General features: G+C 73.9%; 17 protein-coding genes. 3 read left to right on the forward strand and 14 right to left on the reverse strand.

Annotation, left to right across the window (positions count from 1 at the left end; genetic code table 11):
- Positions 1-64 precede the first annotated feature (64 nt).
- The gene (locus tag ACZBH1_RS09165; RefSeq protein WP_378884945.1) at positions 65-1,051 is read left to right on the forward strand and encodes an LLM class F420-dependent oxidoreductase; all 987 of its coding nucleotides are present in this window, start codon (positions 65-67) and stop codon (positions 1,049-1,051) included.
- Between the two features lie 12 nt (positions 1,052-1,063).
- On the opposite strand, the gene ACZBH1_RS09170 is transcribed toward ACZBH1_RS09165, so the two are convergent.
- The 5 genes from ACZBH1_RS09170 to galT form a co-directional block, all read right to left on the reverse strand.
- On the reverse strand, positions 1,064-2,563 hold the full coding sequence (locus tag ACZBH1_RS09170; protein ID WP_463646195.1) for a carboxylesterase/lipase family protein: 1,500 nt from the start codon (positions 2,561-2,563) through the stop codon (positions 1,064-1,066).
- Positions 2,560-3,192, reverse strand: coding sequence for a TetR/AcrR family transcriptional regulator (locus ACZBH1_RS09175; RefSeq protein WP_336394527.1), 633 nt, complete (start codon positions 3,190-3,192; stop codon positions 2,560-2,562). The genes ACZBH1_RS09170 and ACZBH1_RS09175 overlap by 4 nt, the downstream gene beginning before the upstream one ends.
- 122 nt (positions 3,193-3,314) lie before the next feature.
- Positions 3,315-4,157: an alpha/beta fold hydrolase gene (locus tag ACZBH1_RS09180; RefSeq protein ID WP_463646196.1), complete on the reverse strand. Its 843-nt coding sequence runs from the start codon at positions 4,155-4,157 to the stop codon at positions 3,315-3,317.
- A gap of 196 nt (positions 4,158-4,353) precedes the next feature.
- Positions 4,354-5,544: a galactokinase gene (gene galK / locus ACZBH1_RS09185; RefSeq protein WP_463646197.1), complete on the reverse strand. Its 1,191-nt coding sequence runs from the start codon at positions 5,542-5,544 to the stop codon at positions 4,354-4,356.
- Positions 5,541-6,725, reverse strand: a complete 1,185-nt coding sequence (gene galT, locus ACZBH1_RS09190) for a galactose-1-phosphate uridylyltransferase (protein ID WP_463646673.1) — start codon at positions 6,723-6,725, stop codon at positions 5,541-5,543. The genes galK and galT overlap by 4 nt, the downstream gene beginning before the upstream one ends.
- 122 nt (positions 6,726-6,847) lie before the next feature.
- On the opposite strand from galT, the gene ACZBH1_RS09195 reads away from it, so the two are divergent.
- Positions 6,848-7,843 (forward strand): LacI family DNA-binding transcriptional regulator, encoded by a 996-nt coding sequence (locus tag ACZBH1_RS09195; RefSeq protein WP_463646198.1) that lies wholly within the window; start codon positions 6,848-6,850, stop codon positions 7,841-7,843.
- A 372-nt stretch (positions 7,844-8,215) separates the two neighbouring features.
- On the opposite strand, the gene galE is transcribed toward ACZBH1_RS09195, so the two are convergent.
- Positions 8,216-9,196: a UDP-glucose 4-epimerase GalE gene (galE, locus tag ACZBH1_RS09200; RefSeq protein WP_463646199.1), complete on the reverse strand. Its 981-nt coding sequence runs from the start codon at positions 9,194-9,196 to the stop codon at positions 8,216-8,218.
- A gap of 202 nt (positions 9,197-9,398) precedes the next feature.
- Entirely contained in the window at positions 9,399-10,100 is a 702-nt protein-coding gene (locus tag ACZBH1_RS09205; RefSeq protein ID WP_463646200.1) for a ThuA domain-containing protein, read from the reverse strand.
- Positions 10,101-10,172: 72 nt separating this feature from the next.
- On the opposite strand from ACZBH1_RS09205, the gene ACZBH1_RS09210 reads away from it, so the two are divergent.
- Entirely contained in the window at positions 10,173-11,303 is a 1,131-nt protein-coding gene (locus ACZBH1_RS09210; protein ID WP_463646201.1) for a glycerate kinase, read from the forward strand.
- Positions 11,304-11,472: 169 nt separating this feature from the next.
- On the opposite strand, the gene ACZBH1_RS09215 is transcribed toward ACZBH1_RS09210, so the two are convergent.
- The 7 genes from ACZBH1_RS09215 to ACZBH1_RS09245 all read right to left on the reverse strand — a co-directional run bounded on the left by ACZBH1_RS09215 (position 11,473) and on the right by ACZBH1_RS09245 (position 19,967).
- Positions 11,473-12,933: an aldehyde dehydrogenase (NADP(+)) gene (locus tag ACZBH1_RS09215; RefSeq protein ID WP_463646202.1), complete on the reverse strand. Its 1,461-nt coding sequence runs from the start codon at positions 12,931-12,933 to the stop codon at positions 11,473-11,475.
- Between the two features lie 124 nt (positions 12,934-13,057).
- On the reverse strand, positions 13,058-14,200 hold the full coding sequence (locus ACZBH1_RS09220; RefSeq protein ID WP_463646203.1) for a mandelate racemase/muconate lactonizing enzyme family protein: 1,143 nt from the start codon (positions 14,198-14,200) through the stop codon (positions 13,058-13,060).
- The gene (locus ACZBH1_RS09225) at positions 14,197-15,099 is read right to left on the reverse strand and encodes a 5-dehydro-4-deoxyglucarate dehydratase (RefSeq protein WP_463646204.1); all 903 of its coding nucleotides are present in this window, start codon (positions 15,097-15,099) and stop codon (positions 14,197-14,199) included. The genes ACZBH1_RS09220 and ACZBH1_RS09225 overlap by 4 nt, the downstream gene beginning before the upstream one ends.
- Complete coding sequence (locus ACZBH1_RS09230) at positions 15,096-16,046, reverse strand: NAD-dependent epimerase/dehydratase family protein (RefSeq protein ID WP_463646205.1); 951 nt, start codon at positions 16,044-16,046, stop codon at positions 15,096-15,098. Before ACZBH1_RS09230 ends, ACZBH1_RS09225 begins: the two co-directional genes overlap by 4 nt.
- Entirely contained in the window at positions 16,043-17,398 is a 1,356-nt protein-coding gene (locus ACZBH1_RS09235) for a Gfo/Idh/MocA family protein (RefSeq protein ID WP_463646206.1), read from the reverse strand. Before ACZBH1_RS09235 ends, ACZBH1_RS09230 begins: the two co-directional genes overlap by 4 nt.
- Positions 17,399-17,485: 87 nt before the next feature.
- Complete coding sequence (locus ACZBH1_RS09240) at positions 17,486-18,496, reverse strand: LacI family DNA-binding transcriptional regulator (protein ID WP_463646207.1); 1,011 nt, start codon at positions 18,494-18,496, stop codon at positions 17,486-17,488.
- Between the two features lie 436 nt (positions 18,497-18,932).
- Positions 18,933-19,967, reverse strand: a complete 1,035-nt coding sequence (locus ACZBH1_RS09245) for a LacI family DNA-binding transcriptional regulator (protein WP_463646208.1) — start codon at positions 19,965-19,967, stop codon at positions 18,933-18,935.
- Positions 19,968-19,974 lie beyond the last annotated feature (7 nt).

Raw genomic sequence — 19,974 nt, forward strand, 5'->3', positions numbered from 1 at the left:
GGCGGTCGTCGAGCCTCCGCGGCGCCGGGGCGCGGCATCCGTCACCCGCTCTAGGGTGGGAGCCATGCGCTTCGGAACCTTCATCCCCCAAGGCTGGCGATTCGATCTCGTGGGCATCGACCCCTCCGCCCACTGGGAGGTGATGAACGGCCTCGCGCAGCGCGCGGATGCAGGCCCGTGGGAGTCGCTGTGGGTGTACGACCACTTCCACACGACCCCGGTGCACTCGGACGAGGCGACGCACGAGGCGTGGACGCTGATGGCCGCCTTCGCGGCCTCGACCAGCCGCATCCGTCTCGGCCAGATGTGCACGTGCATGGGCTACCGCAACCCCGCGTACCTCGCGAAGGTCGCCGCGACGGTCGACATCGTGTCGGGCGGCCGCACCGAGATGGGCATCGGCGGCGGCTGGTACGAGCACGAGTGGAACGCGTACGGCTACGGGTTCCCGCCGGTCCCCGAGCGGCTGCGGATGCTCCGCGAAGGCGTCGACATCATGCAGCAGGCGTGGACCACCGGCCGGGCGACGCTCGACGGCCGGCACTACCAGGTCGACGGCGCGATCGTGCAGCCGCTGCCGCTGCAGGACGGCGGCATCCCGTTCTGGATCGCCGGCGGCGGCGAGAAGGTCACGCTCAAGATCGCCGCGAAGTACGCGTCGTACACGAACTTCTCGGGATCGCTCGAGGACATCGACCGCAAGAGCGCCGTGCTGCGTGAACACTGCGACGCGCTGGGACGCGACTTCTCCGAGATCACTCGCAGCTCGAACTTCAACACGATCGTCGGGGCGACCGAGGGCGAGGCCCGCGAGCGGCTCGCCGTCGTCAAGGAGCGGCTGCTCCCGCACGTCGGGCAGGAGCGGGCCGACCACATCGAGCACGAGTACCTCGCGTCGCCCGGGTTCGGCTCGGTGGAGCAGGTCGTCGAGCAGCTCGCCGAGCGCGAGCGGCACGGCATCGCCTATGCGATCCACTACTTCCCCGAGGCGGCCTACGACGTGTCGGGCATGGAGCTGTTCGAGCGCGAGGTCGTTCCGGCGCTGCGCTGATCGACGCTTCGTTCAGACGAGCGCGCGGACGCTGCGGTAGCCGTCGCCGATGACGTCGGAGGCGGATGCCTCGCCGCCGAAGACGCGCGTCGTCCCCGGCGTGCTCGACCAGGCCGGCCAGCCGGGGTCGTCGCCGCGCACCAGCGCCACCGCGGCGCCGTGGAGCGCGGCGGCGATCCGCCGCGGGGGCGCGTCTCCCGCGATCGCGGCGACGCCGGGCTCGTCGAGGCAGTCGAACCAGAACGGCACGTCGAGGCAGTGCAGGGCCCACCGCCTCGTCGGCGAGGGCCACGAGAAGCGATACACCCAGGTGGGCGCTGCGCCCCGCGCCTCGGCGACCCTCGCCACCGTGGAGCGGAAGATCGCGTCGGTGACATAGCGGCCGAGCACGGCGGCCGTGCCCTTGCGCCGCTGCGCCGCGTTGTCGGCGAGGTACTCGCGGCGGCGATCGCGCGGCACGCCCAGCCTCGAGAGCGCGAGACCGGCCGGGACCAGGCGCAGCGCGCGCGCCGCCCCGTCCAGGACCATCGTGAACTCGTCGTCCGTCGAACCCAGCACGAGCGGCTTGTCGGCGCCGACGCCGTCCCGCAGCGCGGCGACCGTCGGCTGCGGCACGAGGTCTCCGTCGACGGCGGGGCCCCACGAGAGCCCGTCGTCCAGCATGGCGCGGACGCCGGCGAGGCGGTCGCGCGAGGGGGCCTGGCTCGCCTTCGACTGCAGCCCGTGCAGCGTCGCCTCCGGCACCGAGGCGAAGCCGTCGCGCGTCGGGGCGACGCCCGCGAGCGCCGCGAGCCGGGCCGAGGCGGCCTCGGCGCGGTCAGGCGGCACGTCCGCCAGGGCGGCGGACAGCGCCCACGCCGAGTGGAACAGGTGCTGGGCGGCCGGCAGCGCGAGCAGCCGCAGCACCGCGCCTCCGCCGGCGGACTGGCCGGCGATCGTCACACGCGAGGGGTCGCCCCCGAAGTTCGCGATGTCGTCCTGCACCCACTGCAGCGCCGCGAGCCAGTCGCGCACGCCTCGATTGGACGGGGCGCCGTCGATGCGGCCGAATCCGTCGAAGCCGAGGCGGTACGAGATCGTCACGGTGACGACGCCGTCGCGGTTGAAGGCGCGGCCGTCGTACCAGCGACTCGCCGGTGAGCCGGAGACGTAGCCGCCCCCGTGGATCCACACGAGCACCGGCAGCGGCGTCCCGGTCGCGCCGGGTGCCGGCGTGAAGACGTTGACGTTGAGCGTCGACTCGCCCGGCACCGACGGCTCGGGGATGAGCGTGATCCCGGTGTCGCCGCGCTGCGCGGTCGCGCCGAACTCGAGGGCGTCGCGAACCCCCTCCCACGGGTCGACCGGCACGGGAGCGGCGAACCGGAGGTCGCCGACGGGAGCCTTGGCGAACGGGATGCCGAGGAACGCCGCCGACCCGCCGGCGCCGGGCTCGCCGCGCCAGGCGCCGCGGACCCGTCCGGTCGTCGTGCGTGCCTCGGCGTACCGGATGGTCGTGGTGGTGTCGGTCATCGCTTCTCCGTGGTGAGCAGTTCGAACAGGGCGTCGATCGTTGCGGCCATGTCGACGTCGGGCTGCTGCATCCACTGCAGCTGCAGTCCGTCGGCGACGGCCTGGAAGATCCTCGCGAGCGTCGCGGGGTCGATCCGGTCCGTGATCTCGCCCGACTCCTGCCCGGCGGCGATCGCTGCGGCGAAGTACCCGCGCAGGGTCTCGCCGCGCTCCACGAAGAACCGGTGGGCGGGATGCTCCGGATCGGCGGCGTCGACCGACAGCCGCGCGAAGAGCTGCACGAGCCCCGGGACCTCGGCGTTGTGACGGACGATCCCGACGTACCCGTCCCGGAGCTCGCGGAGGTCGGCCGGCGCGGCCTCCGGTGAGGCCGTCGCGGCGTCGAGCCCCATGTCGGCCGAGTCCCGTTCGTCGCGCTTGCGGAGGATCTCGGTGAACAGCTCCTCCTTGCCCTCGAAGTAGTGGAGGAGTCCCGCCTGGCTGAGGCCGACGGCATCCGCCAGCTCTTTCACCGACGCGCCTCGGTACCCCTCACGGGCGATGACCTCCAGCGCGCGCGTGAGGATCTCCTCGCGCTTGGCCACCCCCTTGGCGTAGGAGCCCCGCCGCCCCGTGCCGTTCTCTGCCATAGCTCACAGTAAACCCGAACGGTGCTCGATTTCTCCGGCGGGGCTCGTCACGGACCGGCTGCCGGGTCGGATGCCTCGGCCCGGGCGGTCGCGGGGACCGAGGGCCGAGGCATCCGTCGTCGTCAGCTCTTCAGGAAGGCGAGCAGCGCCTCGTTCACCTCGGCGCCGTGCGTCCACAGCAGGCCGTGCGGCGCGCCTTCGAGCTCGACGTAGGTCGCGGCGGGGAGGAGCTCCTTGAAGCGCCGGGCGGTCACGTCGATCGGCAGGATGTTGTCGGCCGTGCCGTGGAGGATGAGCGCCGGCACGTCGATCGATCCGATGTCGCCGCGGAAGTCGGTCGGCCACGTCAGCGGCGCCGCGGCGATCGCGGCGTTCCCCGCGTAGCTCGCGACCTGGACGCTCGCGTCGAGAGCCTCCTGCGAGATGCGGGTGCCGAGGTTGTCGTCGAGGTTGTAGAAGTCCTTGTAGAACCCGGCGATGAACGCGTAGCGGTCCTCGCGCACCGACTGCGCGATGCCGTCGAAGAACTCCTGGGGGCCGGCGCCGCCCGGGTTGTCGTCGGTCTTCAGCAGGTACGGCTCGAGCGAGCCGAGGAAGGCCGCCTTCGCCACGCGGCCGCTGCCGTACCGCGACAGGTAGCGTGCGATCTCGCCGGTGCCCATCGAGAAGCCCACCAGGACCGCGTCGCGGAGGTCGAGGTCCTCGACGAGGGCGTGCAGGTCGGACGCGAACGTGTCGTAGTCGTAGCCGGACCCGGCCTTGGTCGACGCGCCGAAGCCGCGCCGGTCGTAGGCGATGACGCGGTAGCCGGCGTCCAGGAGCGCCGCCTGCTGCTTGCCCCACGACTCGCCGTTGAGCGGGAATCCGTGGATCAGCACGACCGGCTGCGCATCGGCCGGTCCCTGATCGGTGTAGTAGATGTCGATGTCGACCGAGTTCTCGGTTCCGACGGTGATGTACGCCACGATCGCTCCCTTACAGGCGCGGACCGGATGCCCGCGCACCAGGTTCGACGCTAAGCGTCCCCGATCCATTCCCGCCAGGTCTTGCGCCGGCTCGCCGGCGCCCCTTCCCCCGGTGTTCACCTGCGCTGGATGCACGCGTCCACGCGGCATCGGCGTACGTTCAGCGCAAGTGAAGCATGAGGCTGTGGGGGGCGAGTCAGTCGCGGGCGGCGCCGGCGGACGGGGCCACGGTGAAGATCGTGGGGGCGGCGAAGCCGGCGGACGCGAAGGCGGCGGTTGCGGCATCCGTCACGGCCTGCACCCGATCGCGGGCGACCAGGGCGATCGCCGCACCGCCGAAGCCGCCGCCGGTCATGCGCGCGCCGACCGCGCCGGCCGACAGCGCCGCCTCGACTGCGGTGTCGAGCTCGGGAACCGAGATCTCGAAGTCGTCGCGCATCGACGCGTGTGACGCCACCAGCAGGTCGCCGATCGCGGTCGGCCCCTGCTCGCGGAGCGTGCGGACGGTGTCGAGCACGCGCTGGTTCTCGGTCACGACGTGGCGCACGCGGCGGAGGGTCACGTCGTCGACGAGACCGGCGAGGCGCGGCAGGTCGGCGGGAGTGACGTCGCGCAGCGCCGGAACGCCCAGCGCGGCCGCGCCCCGCTCGCAGGCGGCGCGGCGCTCGCCGTAACCCCCCGTGGCGTGGGAGTGCTTCACGCCGGTGTCGATCACGACCAGCTCGAGCCCCGCGTCCGCGAAGCCGAGGTCGATGATCTGCGCCTCGAGCGAGCGGCAGTCCAGGAAGATCGCAGCGTCGGCACGGCCGAGCAGCGACGCCATCTGGTCCATGATCCCGGTGGGCGCCCCCACGGCCTCGTTCTCGGCGCGGCGGCCGACCTTGGCGAGGGCGACGCGGTCGAGGTCGACGGCCCAGGTCTCGGCCAGGGCGACGGCGGTCGCCCCCTCGATCGCGGCCGACGACGAGAGGCCGGCGCCGACCGGCACGTCGGACGCGAAGGCGAGGTCGACGCCCGGCACGCGGGACGGATCGATTCCGGATGCCGCGAGCAGCGCCCACGCGACGCCCAGCGGGTAGCGCGCCCACTCGGGGACCTCGTCGCGCCGTTCGGGGAACAGCGTGTGCAGCTCGGCGAGGCCCGCTTCGACGGCGCTGCCGTCGAAGGTCGAGACGACACGGATGCGATGGTCGTCGCGGAGGCCCAGCGCGACGTGCGTCCGGTGCTGGATCGCGAAGGGCAGCACGAACCCGTCGTTGTAGTCGGTGTGCTCGCCGATCAGGTTCACGCGGCCCGGAGCAGACCACGTCCCCGTCGGATCGGCGGCGAAGCGCTCGGCGAACAGGGCGATCGCGGCGTCGGCGGTGCGGGTGTCGGTGGCGGTCACGGGGTCTCCTCGGGGACGGCGGCGACGGCTTCGCGCAGCCTTGCGGCGGCCGTCTCGGGCGGGATGTCGCCGATCCAGGCGCCCATGGCGGCCTCGGAACCGGCGAGGAACTTGAGCTTGTCCGCGGCGCGACGCGGCGACGTCAGCTGCAGGTGCAGTCGGGCGGTGTCGCGGCCACGGTGCACGGGCGCCTGGTGCCAGGCGGCGATGTACGGCGTCGCCGAGTCGTACAGGGCGTCGACGCCGCGGAGCAGCCGCAGATAGAGGGGCGCGAGCTCGTCGCGCTCGGCATCCGTCGTCTCGGCGAAGTCCGCGACGTGACGGTGCGGCAGCAGATGGATCTCGATCGGCCAGCGCGCGGCGAACGGCACGAACGCCGTCCAGTGCTCGCCCTCGAGGATCACGCGCTCGCCCGCACGCTCGAAGGCGAGGATGCGCTCGAACAGGTCGGGGCCCTCGCGATCGATCGACGCGAGGAGGCTCGTCGTGCGGGGCGTGATGTAGGGGTACGCGTAGATCTGCCCGTGCGGGTGGGGGAGCGTGACGCCGATCGCCTCGCCGCGGTTCTCGAACGGGAAGACCTGCTCGATGCCGGGAAGCGCCGACAGGGCCGCGGTCCGGTCGGCCCACGCCTCGATGACGGTGCGCGCCCGTGTCGCCGTGAGCGAGCCGAACGATCCGGCGTGCTCGGGGCTGAAGCACACGACCTCGCAGCGTCCCACGCTCGTGCGCGTGCGGCCGAGCCCGGGGGCGACGAGGTCGTCGAGGTCGCGGGGCGCGTCGACGCCTGCCGGCGCGTCGCCGTGCGCGACCGCCAGGGCAGGCCCGAACGATGGCGACTTGTTCTCGAAGACGGCGACGTCGTAGCTGGACGGGATCTCGGACGGGTTCGTCGGCGTCTGCGGAGCGAGCGGGTCCAGGTGAGCGGGAGGCAGGAACGCACGGTTCTGGCGCGCCGCGGCGATCGAGACCCAGTCGCCGGTCAGCACGTCGCGCCGCATCGTCGCGGTCTCGGGCCGCGGTGCGAGCTCACGTGCGTCGACGGCGCGCTCGGGCCCGAGGGTCGTGCCCGGGTCGTCGTAGTAGATGAGCTCCCGGCCGTCGGCCAGTCGCGTTGCGCGCTTGACGACGCCGGCGCTCAGCGCCTGCACGGCCAGCTCTGCCGTCGAGGCGGCGACCATGGGGTCCAAGTCCGGTGTGTTCACGTCAACATGCTAGCCATAGCGCTATGTTAGCGTCAACACGGTTTCGGGATTCGCGCTGCGGTGGCGAGCGCACGGGCCGGGGAGCGAGGAGTTCGAGGATGACGACGAGACGCGTCTCGATGGCGGACGTCGCCGCCCGCGCCGGCGTGTCGGGGCAGACCGTGTCGCGCGTCGTCAACGCCAGCCCCCGCGTCGACCCCGAGACGCGCGCGCGCATCGAGGCGGCGATGGCCGAGCTGGGCTACCGCCCGCACCGCGCCGCCCGGGCGCTGCGGACCGGCCGCACGCAGACGATCGGGCTGGTCGTGTCGACGCTCGCGTCGGTGGGCAACTTCCGCATGCTTCAGGCGGTGGCGGATGCCGCGGCCGCCCGCGGCTACGCCCTCACGGTCGTCACGCTCGGCGCCGAGGGCGACGTCGACGCCGCGTTCGGGCGGCTCGTCGACCAGGCCGTGGACGGCGCGATCGTGCTGAACGAGGCCACCGAGCGCGTGCGGGAGGCGGACCTGCGCGCGGCGGGGCTGCAGCTCGTGGTGGTCGACTCGCCGCGAGACGACCGCTTCGGCGTCGTCGAGACGGATCACGCCGGCGGCGCGGGCCAGGCCGTCCGGCACCTGCTGGACCTCGGGCACCGGACGGTGCACCACCTCGCCGGACCGGCGGGCTCGTTCGCCGCGGCCGAGCGGGAGCGCGGCTGGCGCGAGGCGCTCCTGCAGGCGGGCGCGGCGGTGCCCCCGGTCGTGCGCGGCGACTGGACGTCCGCGTCGGGGTCGGCTGCGGCATCCGCTCTCGTCGATGCCGGCGCGACCGCCGTCTTCGCCGCGAACGACCAGATGTCGCTCGGGCTGCTGCGGGCCTTCGCCGACGCGGGGCGTGCCGTGCCGGGGGACGTCAGCGTGGTCGGGTTCGACGACGTGGCGGATGCCGCCGACTACCGCCCGCCGCTCACCACGGTGCACCAGGACTTCGACGCGCTCGGCTCGCTCGCGGTGGCCGCGCTCGTCGACGGCATCGAGGCCGGCGCGGCCGCGGCCTTCCTGACCGTGTCGACGCGCCTCGTCGTGCGCGCCAGCACCGCGCCGCCCGCCCGCTGAGGGGCGGGTCCGGGTCGTGGGAGGCGCCGCTTTCGGGTGGCGGGTGGCGCCGCTTTCGGGCTGCGGGTGGCGCCGCATTCGGGTTGCGGGTCGCGCGGCTCCGGGTCGCGGGTGGCGCGGCTCCGGATTTCGGACTTCGTGAGGGTTTCCGGAGGCTTCGGTGCCCGGGGGGTCCGGAAAGCGTACGGAAGTCCGAATACCGGATCCGCGAAGCGGGGGGCGTCGGCTGTGGGCTGCGTGGCAGGCTTGACGGCCGCCGTGGCGGGCGCTCCGGATTTCGGACTTCGCGAGGGTTTCCGGAGGGTTCGGTGCCCGGGGGTCCGGAAAGCGTGCGGAAGTCCGATTTCCGGATCCGCGGGATGGGGGCGGGCGTCAGCCGTGGGCGGCCCGGCGGGCCTCCCATGCGCTCTGCACCATCTCGTCGACGGTGTAGCGGTTCCTCCAGTCGAGGTCGCGCGCGGCGAGCTCGCCCGTCGCCACGATCCGATCGGGGTCGCCCGGGCGGCGCGGCGCGACCTCGGGCGTGAAGTCGATGCCCGTGACGCGCGCCATGGCGTCCATGATCTCGCGGACGCTCAGGCCGTTCTGCGACCCGAGGTTGTACGCGGGCTCGATCGGCGCGCCCGTGAGCAGCCGCTGCGCGGCGGCGACGTGGGCGGCGGCGATGTCGGCGACGTGCACGTAGTCGCGCACGTTGGTGCCGTCGGGGGTGTCGTAGTCGTCGCCGTAGATGCGGGGCGTGCGTCCCTCGAGGAGCGCCTCGAACACCAGCGGGAACAGATTGTGCGGGCTGGTGTCGTACACGGCGGGATCGCCGGAGCCGACAACGTTGAAGTAGCGGAGCGCGGTGTGGCGGAGCGGATGCTTCGACTCGGCGGTCGCGACGGCCTGGTCGCGGATGAGCCACTCGCCGATCAGCTTGGACTCGCCGTACGGCGACGCGGGCCGCTTGGGCAGATCCTCGGTGACCAGCGGCACGTCGGGGGTGCCGTACACCGCCGCGGAGGACGAGAACACCAGGTTCGCGACCTCGGCGGCCTGCATCGCCTCGAGGAGCACCCGGGTGCCCTCGACGTTCTGGGCATAGGTGTGGAGCGGCCGCTGGACGGAGACGCCCGCGTACTTGAACCCCGCCAGATGGATCACGCCCTCGACGCCGTGGTCGCGCAGCGCGCGATCGACGAGTTCCCGGTCGAGGATCGAACCCTGCACGAAGGGCACGCCGTCAGGCACGAACTCGGCGTGGCCGCTCGAGAGGTCGTCGACGACGACGGGCGCGAGGCCCGCGTCGCCGAGAGCGCGGACGATGTGGGCGCCGATATAGCCGGCGCCTCCGGTCACGAGCCAGGTCATGTCACTCCGGGGGTCGGGGTCGCCGAGCGGCGCCGTCCTCCATTGTGCCCGCTCCGGCCGGATGCCCACGGCCACGGGGCTCGCGCCCGGGCACAGAATCGGAGAACCAGGGCGGCACGCCGGGCTGCGGCATCCGTCTCCCGGCGTGTCGGCCACATGCTCCGATTCTGTGCGCGGCGCGCGGTGCGCCGCGCGCCGCGGCTCAGGCGCGAGCGGCCCAGCGCGCGGCGCGCTGCAGCAGCCGCACGTGCTCGGGGGAGTCGTACGCCCGCGCGTCGTGGCCGAGCGACGACACGACCGCCCGCGTCGGGTCTTCGCGGATCCACACCGCCGGGTGGGCGGTGCCGTCCACCTCGTGCTCGGCCAGCACGCGGGCGCCGTCGTCGACCGCGAGGTCGCTGTAGCGCTCGTCGAAGACGTCGATGCCCGGCATCCGATCGGTGATCGGGTGACCCGCGTCGACGATCCGCACGTGCGCGTCGGCGATCGGCGGGTGCCACGAGCGTCCCGGCTCCCACTCCCCGCCGATCGCGCGGCGCCACGCCGGGTGGTCGCGGAGCGTCGAGAGCGCGGCATGCACCGCGATGATCCCGATGCCGCGCGTGATCGCGGCGGTGAGACCGGCGTCGGCGGCGGGGTCGGGGTAGTGCTCGAGCTCGGTGTCGCCGTTCCGCCACGGGTCGCCGGCGTTGACGACCAGCAGATCGAAGCCGTCCAGGTGCCCGAGCGCGTGATCGACGTCGTCGTCCACGGTGACGTCCCACCCGTCGTCACGCAGCAGCGCGGCGATGCGCGCCGAGGTCTCGGAGAACGGATGCCACGGATCGCCGTAGCGGCCGGTGCCGGTGGCGACGACGGCGCGCGGGGACGCGGGCTGGGCCTGACGCGGGTCCATGGATACCATGATCAGCAGGATAACGCTTTCCGAACCGGTACCCGCCGGTGCAACGCATCGCCGCGCGAGGAGAATGGCCGCATGACCCACACCGTCGTGATCGCCCCCGATTCGTTCAAGGGGACCATCGGCGCAGCGGCAGCCGCCGACGCCCTCGGGGCGGGCTGGCGACGCGAGCGACCCCACGATCGGGTGCGGCTCATGCCGATGGCCGACGGCGGCGAGGGCACCGTCGACGCGTTCGCCGCCGCCGTGCCGGGCGCGCGCCGGATGCCGGTGACGGTGACGGGGCCCGAGGGGACGCCTGTCGAGGCATCCTGGGTCCTGCTCCCGCCGAGCGCGGACGCTCCGAACGGAACCGGCGTGGTCGAGCTCGCGAACACCAGCGGCATCGAGCTGCTCGGGACGCCGCCACGGCTGCGACCGTTCGACGCGCACACACGAGGCTTCGGCGAGGGGATCGCCGCCGCGCTGGCTCACGGCGTGTCGCGGCTCGTGCTCGGCATCGGGTCGAGCTCGTCGACCGACGGCGGTGCCGGCCTGCTCGCAGTGCTCGGCGCGCGGATCACGGATGCCTCGGGCGCGCCGATCGCCGACGGCGCGCGCGGGCTCGCCACGGCGTCGTCGGCCGACCTGTCGGGGCTCGCACCGCTTCCGCCGCACGGTGTGACCGTGCTCAGTGACGTGACGAACCCGCTGCTGGGTGCCCGCGGCGCGGCGGCGGTGTTCGGCCCGCAGAAGGGCGCGAGCCCCGACGACGTCGCCGGGCTCGACGCCGCGCTCTCGCGGCTCGCCGGGCTGGACGCCTTCGCGACTACCGACCCCGAGACGCCGGGCGCCGGTGCCGCCGGCGGCACCGGGTTCGGCCTGCTGGCCTGGGGCGCGGAGCTCGTGCCCGGCTCGGCCGCCGTCGCGGAGCTCGTGGGACTCGATGCGGCGGTGGCCGCGGCATCCGTCGTCGTCACCGGTGAGGGGTCCTACGACGGGCAGTCCGCCGCCGGAAAGGTCCCCGCCCACGTGGCCGCGGTCGCCCGCGCCGTCGGTGCGCCGGTCGCGCTGGTCGCGGGGCGCATCGCTCCGGACGCCGACGTCTCGGGGTTCGCCGCCACCGCCTCGCTGACCGACCTCGCTGGGTCGGGGGAGGCGGCGATGGCCGACGCCGCGCACTGGCTCGAGCGCGCCGGCGCAACGCTGGCAGGTTCCCTCACCTGACGCTCCCGGCCGGACGTCGCGCGTGAACACCGCGTCCGCGACGAGACACCCCGGCCTGGCGCGGTGTCTCGTCGCGAACGCGGTGTATGCCCTGGAACACCCCGGCCTGGCGCGGTGTCTCGTCGCGAACGCGGTGTATGCCCTGGAGGGGCGCCGGTTGCAGCGAGGTTCAGGGCACGAGCAGAGCGCCGTTGCGGCGGTGCGGCAGCGTGGCGAGGGCCTCATCCCGCAGCACCTCGGGGAGGAGCGCGGCCGGGGCGTCCTGGAAAACCACAGGCCGCAGGAACCGGCGGATCGCCGTCGCGCCGACCGACGTGTGCAGCGACGTCGTCGCCGGCCACGGGCCGCCGTGCTGCTGCGACCAGGTCACGGCGACACCGGTGGGCCAGCCGGAGAACAGCACGCGTCCGGCCTTGCGGGTGAGCACCTCGAGCACCTCGGCCACCTCGTCGGACGCCTGCGAGTGCAGCGTCGCCGTCAGCGATCCGGGAACCGCCTCCAGCGCAGCGCGCAGGTCGGCGGCCGAGGAGTAGCGCACGAGGAGCGTGACCGGTCCGAAGCACTCCTCGAGCAGCGTCTCGGGGCGAGCGGCGACGGCCGCGGCATCCGTCGACAGCACGATCGGGCGCGCAGACCCCGGCTCTGCGGGCCGGCCCTCGGCGACGACCGCCACGGACGGGTCGGACTCGAGGTGCTCGATGCCCGACGGGAAGGCCTCGGTGATGCGATCGGTGAGCAGGGGTCCGCCGGAGGCGCCGGTGGCGAAGCCCGCCACCAGGTCCTCGAAGCCGGCGCCCTCCGGGACGAACACGACGCCCGGCTTGGTGCAGAACTGGCCGACGCCGAGCGTGAACGAGCCCACGAGGCCCTGCGCGAGCGTCTCGCCACGCTCTGCGATCGCCGCTTCGGTGATGACCACCGGGTTCACCGATCCCAGCTCGCCGTAGAACGGGATGGGGTCGGGGCGTCCGGCGGCGAGGTCGAAGAGCGCGCGTCCGCCGCCGAGCGATCCGGTGAACCCTGCGGCTTGGATGACCGGATGCTGCACCAGTGCGTTGCCGGCCTCGCGGCCTTCGACGAGAGCGAGCGAGCCTTCGGGCGCACCCGCGGCGATGAGGGCGGCCGCGACGATCTCGGCGGTGCGCCGCGAGAGCCGCGGGTGTCCGGAGTGCGCCTTGACGATGACGGGGTTGCCGGAGGCCAGCGCGGACGCGGTGTCGCCACCGGCGACCGAGAACGCGAACGGGAAGTTCGACGCCGAGAACACCGCCACCGGTCCCACCCCGACCAGCATGCGCCGCAGCTCCGGGCGCGGCGGCACGGCGGACGGGTCGGCGTCGTCGACCGTCAGCTCGAGGTACGAGCCCTCCTCGACGACGCTCGCGAACAGGCGCAGCTGCCCGGTGGTGCGGCCGACCTCGCCGTGCAGGCGCGTCGCGCCGAGCCGGGTCTCCTCGTCGGCGATCGCGACCAGCTCGTCGACGTGCGCATCGAGCGCGTCAGCGGCGGCGCGGAGCCAGGACGCGCGGGTCGCGGCATCCGCCGCGCGCCACACCGGAGCGGCTGCGGCTGCCGCGGCGGCGAGGCTCTCGAGCTCGGTCGTGGAGGTGGTCGTGACGGCGGTGGTCATCGGGGTTCCTTTCGTGCGGCGCATCGCTCGCCCGGTCCGTCGTGCTCGTCCGTCGCAGGCATACGCGGATCACGGGTGACGGCGGACAGGCGCGGCGAACGAACCAGGGGGCGGGAGACGGGAGTCATGAGAATCGGATGCCGAGGCCGGCGTGGGGGACGTCGGTGAGGGTGCCGTCGGCGATGCGCACCGGGGATGCGTCGCGGAGGGCGCCGAGGGAGGCGAAACCGGCGTCCTCGACGTCCTCGACCATGGGCTCGGGGACGCCGGGCACGGCGCGCAGGCACAGCGCGAGCTGGCCCGAGAGCTCCGGCAGCAGATGGGGGTGCAGGGCCGCGCCGTACTCGGCGGTGATCGCCGCGATGCCGAGGAACGGCGTGATCCCGCCGACGCGCACCACGTTGGGCTGCACGATCTGCGCGGCGCCCAGCCGCAGGAAGTCGTCGAAGCGATAGACGTTGTGCAGGTTCTCGCCCACGGCGATCGGGATCCCGCTCGAGGCGGCGAGGCGCCGGGACAGTTCGACGTGCCCGTACAGGTCGTCGGCGCGCAGCGGCTCCTCGATCCACGCCGGCGACACCTCGGCGAGCACCTCCAGCGAGCGCGTGGCGCGGTCGAGCTCCCATCGCTGGTTCGCGTCGATCATGAGCGCGCGGTCCGGTCCGAGCACCTCGCGGACGGCCCGCAGGCGCTCGAGGTCCTCCGCGACATCGGGCTTGCCGACCTTGACCTTCACGGCGCCGAAGCCGGCGTCGACCCAGCGTCGCGCCTGGGCGACGAGTTCATCCTGCGTGTAGTGCAGGTTCACGCCCGAGCCGTAGGCCGTCACCCGTTCGCGCTGGGCGCCGAGGAAGCCGGTCAGCGACGTCCCGGCGGCGCGGGTCGCGGCATCCCACAGTGCGAGGTCGAGGCCCGCCTGCGCGATCGTCGTGATCCCGCCCCCTCCCGCCTCGTGGAGGTGCTGCCACAGCGTGCGCCACTCGGCGCCCGGGTCGGCGGTGCGCCCGATGGCGAAGGCCGCGATGTCGTTCGCGAGCAGGGCGTGGACCGCCTCGGCGCCGATCTGCGGCGTCCACGCGAAGCCCCAGCCCTCGGCGCCGTCCGACCGCACCACGTGCGTGGCGATGACGCCCACCGACGTGACGTCCGCGGCCCACGGGCGCGTCAGGGCGACCCGGATCAGCCGCGCGTCGAAGGCGGCGATCGTCGGTGCGGCCTCGAACGCCGCGCCCGCGGCATCCGACACGGCCTCGCGAGCGCGGGTCATGGCAGCAGCGCCCGTCCCGCCTCGAGGATCTCGGCCAGGCGCTCCTCCTGCGCCGGGGTCGGGTCGACGAGCGGCGCACGCACGGAGCCGACCGGGAGCCCGCCGAGCCGCAGGCCCGTCTTGATGAGCGAGACGCCGAAGCCCGGGGTCTCATCACGCAGCTGAACGAGGGGCGAGTAGAAGCCGTCGAGCAGCTCCGCGCGGCGCACCTCGTCGCCGTCGACGTACGCGCGGTAGTACGCCCCCGCGACCTCGGGGATCATCGCGAACGCCGCCGACGAGTACAGCGGGATGCCGATGCCCCGGTACGCCCCCTGCGTCAGCTCGGCGGTCAGCAGGCCGTTGAAGAAGGCGAAGTCGTCGCGACCCTCCGCGGCGACCGCGCGCACGATCTGCTGCGCGAGGCCGACATCGCCGACCCCGTCCTTGAAGCCGACGACCTTCGGGTTGCGCGCCAGGCGGCGCACCGAGTCGACGGAGTACTGGGCGCTGCCGCGGTGGTAGATCACGACGGGGAGATCGGATGCCGCGGCCACCGCCTCGACATACGCCACCAGTCCCGCCTGCGGGCCGCCGACGAGGTAGGGCGGCAGCACGAGCAGCGCATCTGCTCCGCCATCGGCGGCCGCGCGGGCGAGCGTCGTCGCGTGGCCGAGCGGGCCGCCGGTGCCGGCGACGACGGGCACGCGGCCGGCGACGGTCTCGGTCGCGACCTGCACGACGCGTGTCGCCTCGTCGGTGGAAAGCGCGTGGAACTCGCCGGTGCCGCACGCCGGGAACACGCCGCCGGGGGAGTGCTCGAGCGTCGTGGCGACGTGCGTGCGCAGCAGGTCCTCGTCGACGCGTCCCTGGGCGTCGAACGGCGTGACGGGGAAGAAGAGGATGCCGTCGAAGTTCACGCCAGCACGTCCTTTCGGGCGAGGTCGGAAGAGGGGGCAGGGTCGTACGCGGGCTCGCCGAGCTCGCCGCGCCAGGTGTGCGCGGGACGCCAGCCGAGCACGCGACGCGCTTTGGCGTTGGAGAACGCGGGGGCCGTGCCCGTCAGCTCGGCGGCGAGGTCCTCGGTGCCGGGGACGAACCGGGGCAGCAGCTCGGCGAGCGGCCTGCGCGCCAGCGCGTCGTCGGCGCCGACGAAGAACACCTCGGCGTTCGGGATCTCGGGCAGGGCCAGCAGCAGCGTGTCGACGAACGTGGCGACGTCGCGGGCATCGACGTAGTTGAAGAGGGCGGGCGCCGACAGCGCCGGATCCGCCAGCCGCTCGTGCACCGTGTGGCCCTGCTGCGTGAGGGCGCCCTGCCACTCCTCGGGCGCGATGACGTAGCAGGGGCGGAAGGCCGCGAAGCGGACGGCGTCGCCGGTCTGGCGGGCGAGCATCGCGATGGTCTGCTCGGCGAGGTGCTTGGACAGCGCGTAGGCATTCCAGGGCTTCGGCGTCGACCCCTCGTCGAGAGGGAGCCGCTCGGGCAGCCACCCGGTGGGCGCGCCGTAGCCCAGCACCGTGGGGCTCGACGCGGTCACGATCCTGCGGATGCCCGCGTGCGCTCCGGCCGAGAGCACGTTGAGCGCCATCGTCGCGTTCGTGCGGAGGATCACATCCTCTGGTGCGCTGAACGGCACCGCGATGGCGGCGAGGTGGATGAGCGCGTCCGCCCGCGTGCCGGCGATCGCGCGGGCGGCGGCATCCGTCTCGGTGAGGTCCACGGCGACCTGCTCGACGTCGCCCAGCTCGGGGGCATCCGACACGGCGCGGTCGAGCGACACCAGCTCATGACCCGCCGCCGCGAGTCCCGCGACGAGGCTGCGGCCGAGGCGCCCCGCGCCGCCGGTGACGGCGATCCGGCTCATGCGCGGACCGCGGCCGCTTCGGCGGCGGGCGTGGTGAGGAGGCGGATGCCGAGCTCGGCGACCTGGACGGGGAGCCTGGTCTCGAGCGAGCGGTTGCCGGCGATGCCGACGGCGATGGAGCGGACGCCGTCGCGCCAGTCGGCGGGGCGGGCCAGCGGGTCGTCGCCGGGACCTTCGAACACGTCGGCCAGGAGCAGGGCGTCGCCGCCGCCGTGGCCGTCGCTGTTGCCCTCGAGCGGCACCTCGTGGGCCGCCTCCCAGTGCCGCTGCACGATGAGCCGCTCGCCTTCGGGGCGGAGCGATCCGGATGCGCCGGCGTGGACGGCGGACGGGTCGAGCACGGGGTGCAGCCCCTCGTCGGCGAGCACGGCACCGCGCTCGACGACCTCCAGCTCGGCGCGGCCGAGCGTGCCGTTGACCGCGACCCGGTAGCCCTCCCACGGCGCGTGGGCGTTCAGCGAGTACGACAGGGTCGCACCGGAGGCGTAGTCCACGACCAGGGCGAGGTTGTCCTCGATGGTGATGCCCTCGCCGAACACGTCCCGGTCGCGCAGGTAGCCGTCGTGCTGCTCCGCGTCCAGGTAGAGCGCCTTCAGGCGCTCGTCGTCGCGCAGGTCCAGCTCGAACGCGTCGGCACCGTCGTGGGTGCCGCGGGCGGGACGGTTCCCGATGCCGCGGGCCGCGGCGTTGTCGGCCCCGTAGAAGCGGAGGCCGCCCGACGCGTAGACGCGCCGGGGCGCGGAGCGGATCCACCAGTTCACCAGGTCGAAGTGGTGGCTGGCCTTGTGGACGAGCAGGCCGCCGGAGTGCTCCTTCTCGCGGTGCCACCGGCGGAAGTAGTCCGCCCCGTGCTTGGTGTCCAGCACCCACGAGAAGTCCACGCTCGTGACCTCGCCGATGACGCCGTCCTGGATGACCTGGCGCAGCGCGGAGTTGCGCGGGGAGTAGCGGTAGTTGAAGGTGATGACGACCTCGCGGCCGGTGCGGTCGATGGCGTCCTCGATCGCCGCAGCGGACGGCCCGTCGATGGTCAGCGGCTTCTCGACGACGACGTCGGCGCCGGCATCCAGCGACCTGACGATCAACGGCGCGTGCAGGTCGTCGCGCGCGCAGATCACCACGCGGTCCACCCGCTGCTCGCGGACCATCGCCTCGAGGTCGTCCGGGCCGTACACCGCGGGCGCGGGCAGGCCCGCTTCGGTGACGCGGTCGACGTAGTACTGCGCGCGCACCGGGTTGGGCTCGCAGATCGCAACGAGCGCCGCGTCGTCCGCGTAGCGCCCGATGATCGCGTCGACGTACATCTGAGCGCGGTGTCCCGCACCGACGAGGGCATACCGGCGGTGGCTCATCTCTCTCCTTCAGGAAACGTTTTCTCAGGATAGCACGGGGCCAGTGGGGCCGTCCTCGGAACCCGGATCAGTGCCGCGGTGCCGGCGTCACGCGGCGGCGGGTCCCGTCGTTCCCCGGACGGTGACCTCGGGGAGCAGGGTGAGCGGATGCCCCGGCTCCGCGCCTTCCAGCAGCTGCCGCATCCGCGCCCATGCCTGTGCGCCGAGCTCGGCGGCGGGCACGGCCGCCGTCGTCAGGGGCGGAGTCGTGTACCGGGCGAACGGGATGTCGTCGAAGCCCACGATCGACAGGTCGGCCGGGACGCGGCATCCGCGGGCCTGCACGGCGCTCAAGAGACCCATCGCGACGAGATCGTTGAAGGCGAGCGCGGCCGTCGCACCCGAGGCGAGCACGTCGTCGCCGGCGGCGGCGCCCGACTCGAAGTCGACGCCGCAGGGGATCTCGGTGACGTCGGTGTCGGGGTGCGCGGCCACGAAGCCGGCGATCGCCTCGAGCCGGGCCGCGTTCGCCACGCTGCGCGGGGCGCCCGCCAGGAACACGATGCGGCGGTGACCGAGTGCGTGGAGGTGCGCGAGCTCGGCGGCCAGCGCGCTGCGGTAGTCCGCACGCACGCTCGGCACGTCGCCCGACGCGCGGTTGATCAGCACGACGGGGCGCAGGCCCCCCACGAGGCGGTCGAGCTCGTCCTGCGGCAGGCGCGGCGAGCACAGGATGACGCCGTCGGTGCGGCGCCGCGTCGCGCCGGCGAGGACGCGCTCCTCGTCGACGGACTCCGCCGAGTCGGCGACGAGCACGTGGTAGTCGTCAGCGGCGGCGGCGCGGCTGAGCCCGCGGAGGATCGCCTGGAACGTGGGGTTGCCGAGGTCGGGAACGATCACCGCCACCGTCTGCGTGCGCCCGAGCACCAGGCTGCGCGCGACGGGGCTCGCGGTGTAGTCGAGGGCGGCCGCGGCATCCTTCACCCGCTCCGCGAGAGCCGGATCGACGGTCGGGTTGCCGTTCAGCGCGCGCGACACCGTCGACAGCGACACGCCGGCGCGAGCGGCGACGTCGGCGATGGTGACGCGCGATCCGTCGGCGCGTGGCGGGCGAGGCATCGGGTGCTCCTTCGGTCCGGGGCGCGCTCAGCCTACCCGGAAACGTTTCCCCGCCCGCGGTGGGGAGGGGTCGCGCACTCTGGGGGTTGTGGGCCCTGCCGTTCGCGGACTCGGGGCTCACACCCTTCCGGAAGCTCGACGCTGTGCGCGTGCCCTGTCGCGGGCTCGGGTCTCGCGCGCGTGCCCTTTCGCGGATCCGGAATTCGGACTTTGCGCCGTTTTCCGGATCGCGCGCGGCATCTGGATCCGAGAACCAGCGGATTCTCCGAATCTCGGATCGTGCGCGCAGGCGCCACAGCGGCGCAAGACGGGCGACGGATGCCTCGACCCCGCGAACCGGCGACCCCGCGACCCGCGCCCGGCGGCCCCGCGAACCGGCGACCGGCGGCCCCGCGAACCGGCGACGCGGCGCCCGGCGGCGCGTCGCCCGGCGGGGTCAGGCCCGCGGCGGCGTGCTGCCGCGGAGGATCACCTCGAGGGGCAGGGACGGCTCGTCGTCCTCCCAGTCCGCGTCGGTCGCGGCGTGCAGGGCGCGGTAGCCGAGGTCCTCGAGCGGGACGCGGACCGTGGTGAGCCCGGGGCGGATGTCGCGGCCGGTCGCGATGTCGTCGAAGCCGGCGACGGCGATGTCGTCGCCGACTCTGCGCCCGGCGTCGCGCACGGCGGACATGACGCCGATGGCCACGACGTCGCTGATGCCGAAGATCAGGGTGCCGGCGGGCACGTCGCCCTGCAGCAGCTCGGTGGCGGCGGCATAGCCCGCGTCGCGCGTGAAGCCCCCGCGGCGCACCTCACGCACGGTGCCGCCGGCGGACGTGAAGCCCTCGGTGAAGCCGGCGATGCGGTCGTCCGAGGTGCGGATGCCCTCGGATGCTGCGACCACGATCGCGTCGCGATAGCCGACGCCCGCCAGCTGGGCGCCGAGCGCGGCCGAGCCGCCGCGGTTGTCGACGGCGACCGACCGGGCGGACCCGCCGCCGGGCCCGACCACGACGACCCGCCCGCCCATCTGCGAGAAGGCGTCGAGCTCGCCCTGGAGTCCCACCGCGTCGGGGCCCTCCACGCGGGAGGCCGCGAGGATGAGGCCGCGCGGGCGCTGGCCGCGCAGCGCGCGGACGAGCTTGACCTCGCGCTGCGGGTCGCGCTCGGTGATGGCGATGGTCACCACGAGGCCGGCCTCGTCGGCACCCCGCGCCACGCCGGACGCGAGCTGGCCGAAGTAGGGGTCGGCGATGTCGGCCACGAGGAGGGCGACGATCGCGGCCGTGCCGCGCGCGGTGGCCTGCGCCGACAGGTTCGCCGTGTAGCCGAGCTTGTCGGCGGCGGCCTGGACGCGCTCGCGGTAGCTCTCGGCGACCTTGCGGGTCGAGCCGTTGAGTACACGCGACGCGGTCGCGAGCGAGACTCCGGCCTCGCGCGCGACGTCGTGAAGGGTGGCGGCGCCTCGGGTCGGCGCGATGATGTCGCTCACGAGCCAG

The organism is Microbacterium sp. ZXT2-5, from assembly GCF_055329545.1.

What these genes read in the sequence shown, in the direction of transcription:
- ACZBH1_RS09170 (WP_463646195.1), bottom strand. Translation starts at nt 2,563, where the DNA reads ATGACCGACACCACCACGACCATCCGGTACGCCGAGGCACGCACGACG.
- ACZBH1_RS09205 (WP_463646200.1), bottom strand. Translation starts at nt 10,100, where the DNA reads ATGGTATCCATGGACCCGCGTCAGGCCCAGCCCGCGTCCCCGCGCGCC.
- ACZBH1_RS09215 (WP_463646202.1), bottom strand. Translation starts at nt 12,933, where the DNA reads ATGACCACCGCCGTCACGACCACCTCCACGACCGAGCTCGAGAGCCTC.
- ACZBH1_RS09210 (WP_463646201.1), top strand. Translation starts at nt 10,173, where the DNA reads ATGACCCACACCGTCGTGATCGCCCCCGATTCGTTCAAGGGGACCATC.
- ACZBH1_RS09240 (WP_463646207.1), bottom strand. Translation starts at nt 18,496, where the DNA reads ATGCCTCGCCCGCCACGCGCCGACGGATCGCGCGTCACCATCGCCGAC.
- ACZBH1_RS09230 (WP_463646205.1), bottom strand. Translation starts at nt 16,046, where the DNA reads ATGAGCCGGATCGCCGTCACCGGCGGCGCGGGGCGCCTCGGCCGCAGC.
- ACZBH1_RS09165 (WP_378884945.1), top strand. Translation starts at nt 65, where the DNA reads ATGCGCTTCGGAACCTTCATCCCCCAAGGCTGGCGATTCGATCTCGTG.
- ACZBH1_RS09195 (WP_463646198.1), top strand. Translation starts at nt 6,848, where the DNA reads ATGACGACGAGACGCGTCTCGATGGCGGACGTCGCCGCCCGCGCCGGC.
- ACZBH1_RS09175 (WP_336394527.1), bottom strand. Translation starts at nt 3,192, where the DNA reads ATGGCAGAGAACGGCACGGGGCGGCGGGGCTCCTACGCCAAGGGGGTG.
- ACZBH1_RS09235 (WP_463646206.1), bottom strand. Translation starts at nt 17,398, where the DNA reads ATGAGCCACCGCCGGTATGCCCTCGTCGGTGCGGGACACCGCGCTCAG.
- galE (WP_463646199.1), bottom strand. Translation starts at nt 9,196, where the DNA reads ATGACCTGGCTCGTGACCGGAGGCGCCGGCTATATCGGCGCCCACATC.
- galT (WP_463646673.1), bottom strand. Translation starts at nt 6,725, where the DNA reads ATGGTCGCCGCCTCGACGGCAGAGCTGGCCGTGCAGGCGCTGAGCGCC.
- ACZBH1_RS09220 (WP_463646203.1), bottom strand. Translation starts at nt 14,200, where the DNA reads ATGACCCGCGCTCGCGAGGCCGTGTCGGATGCCGCGGGCGCGGCGTTC.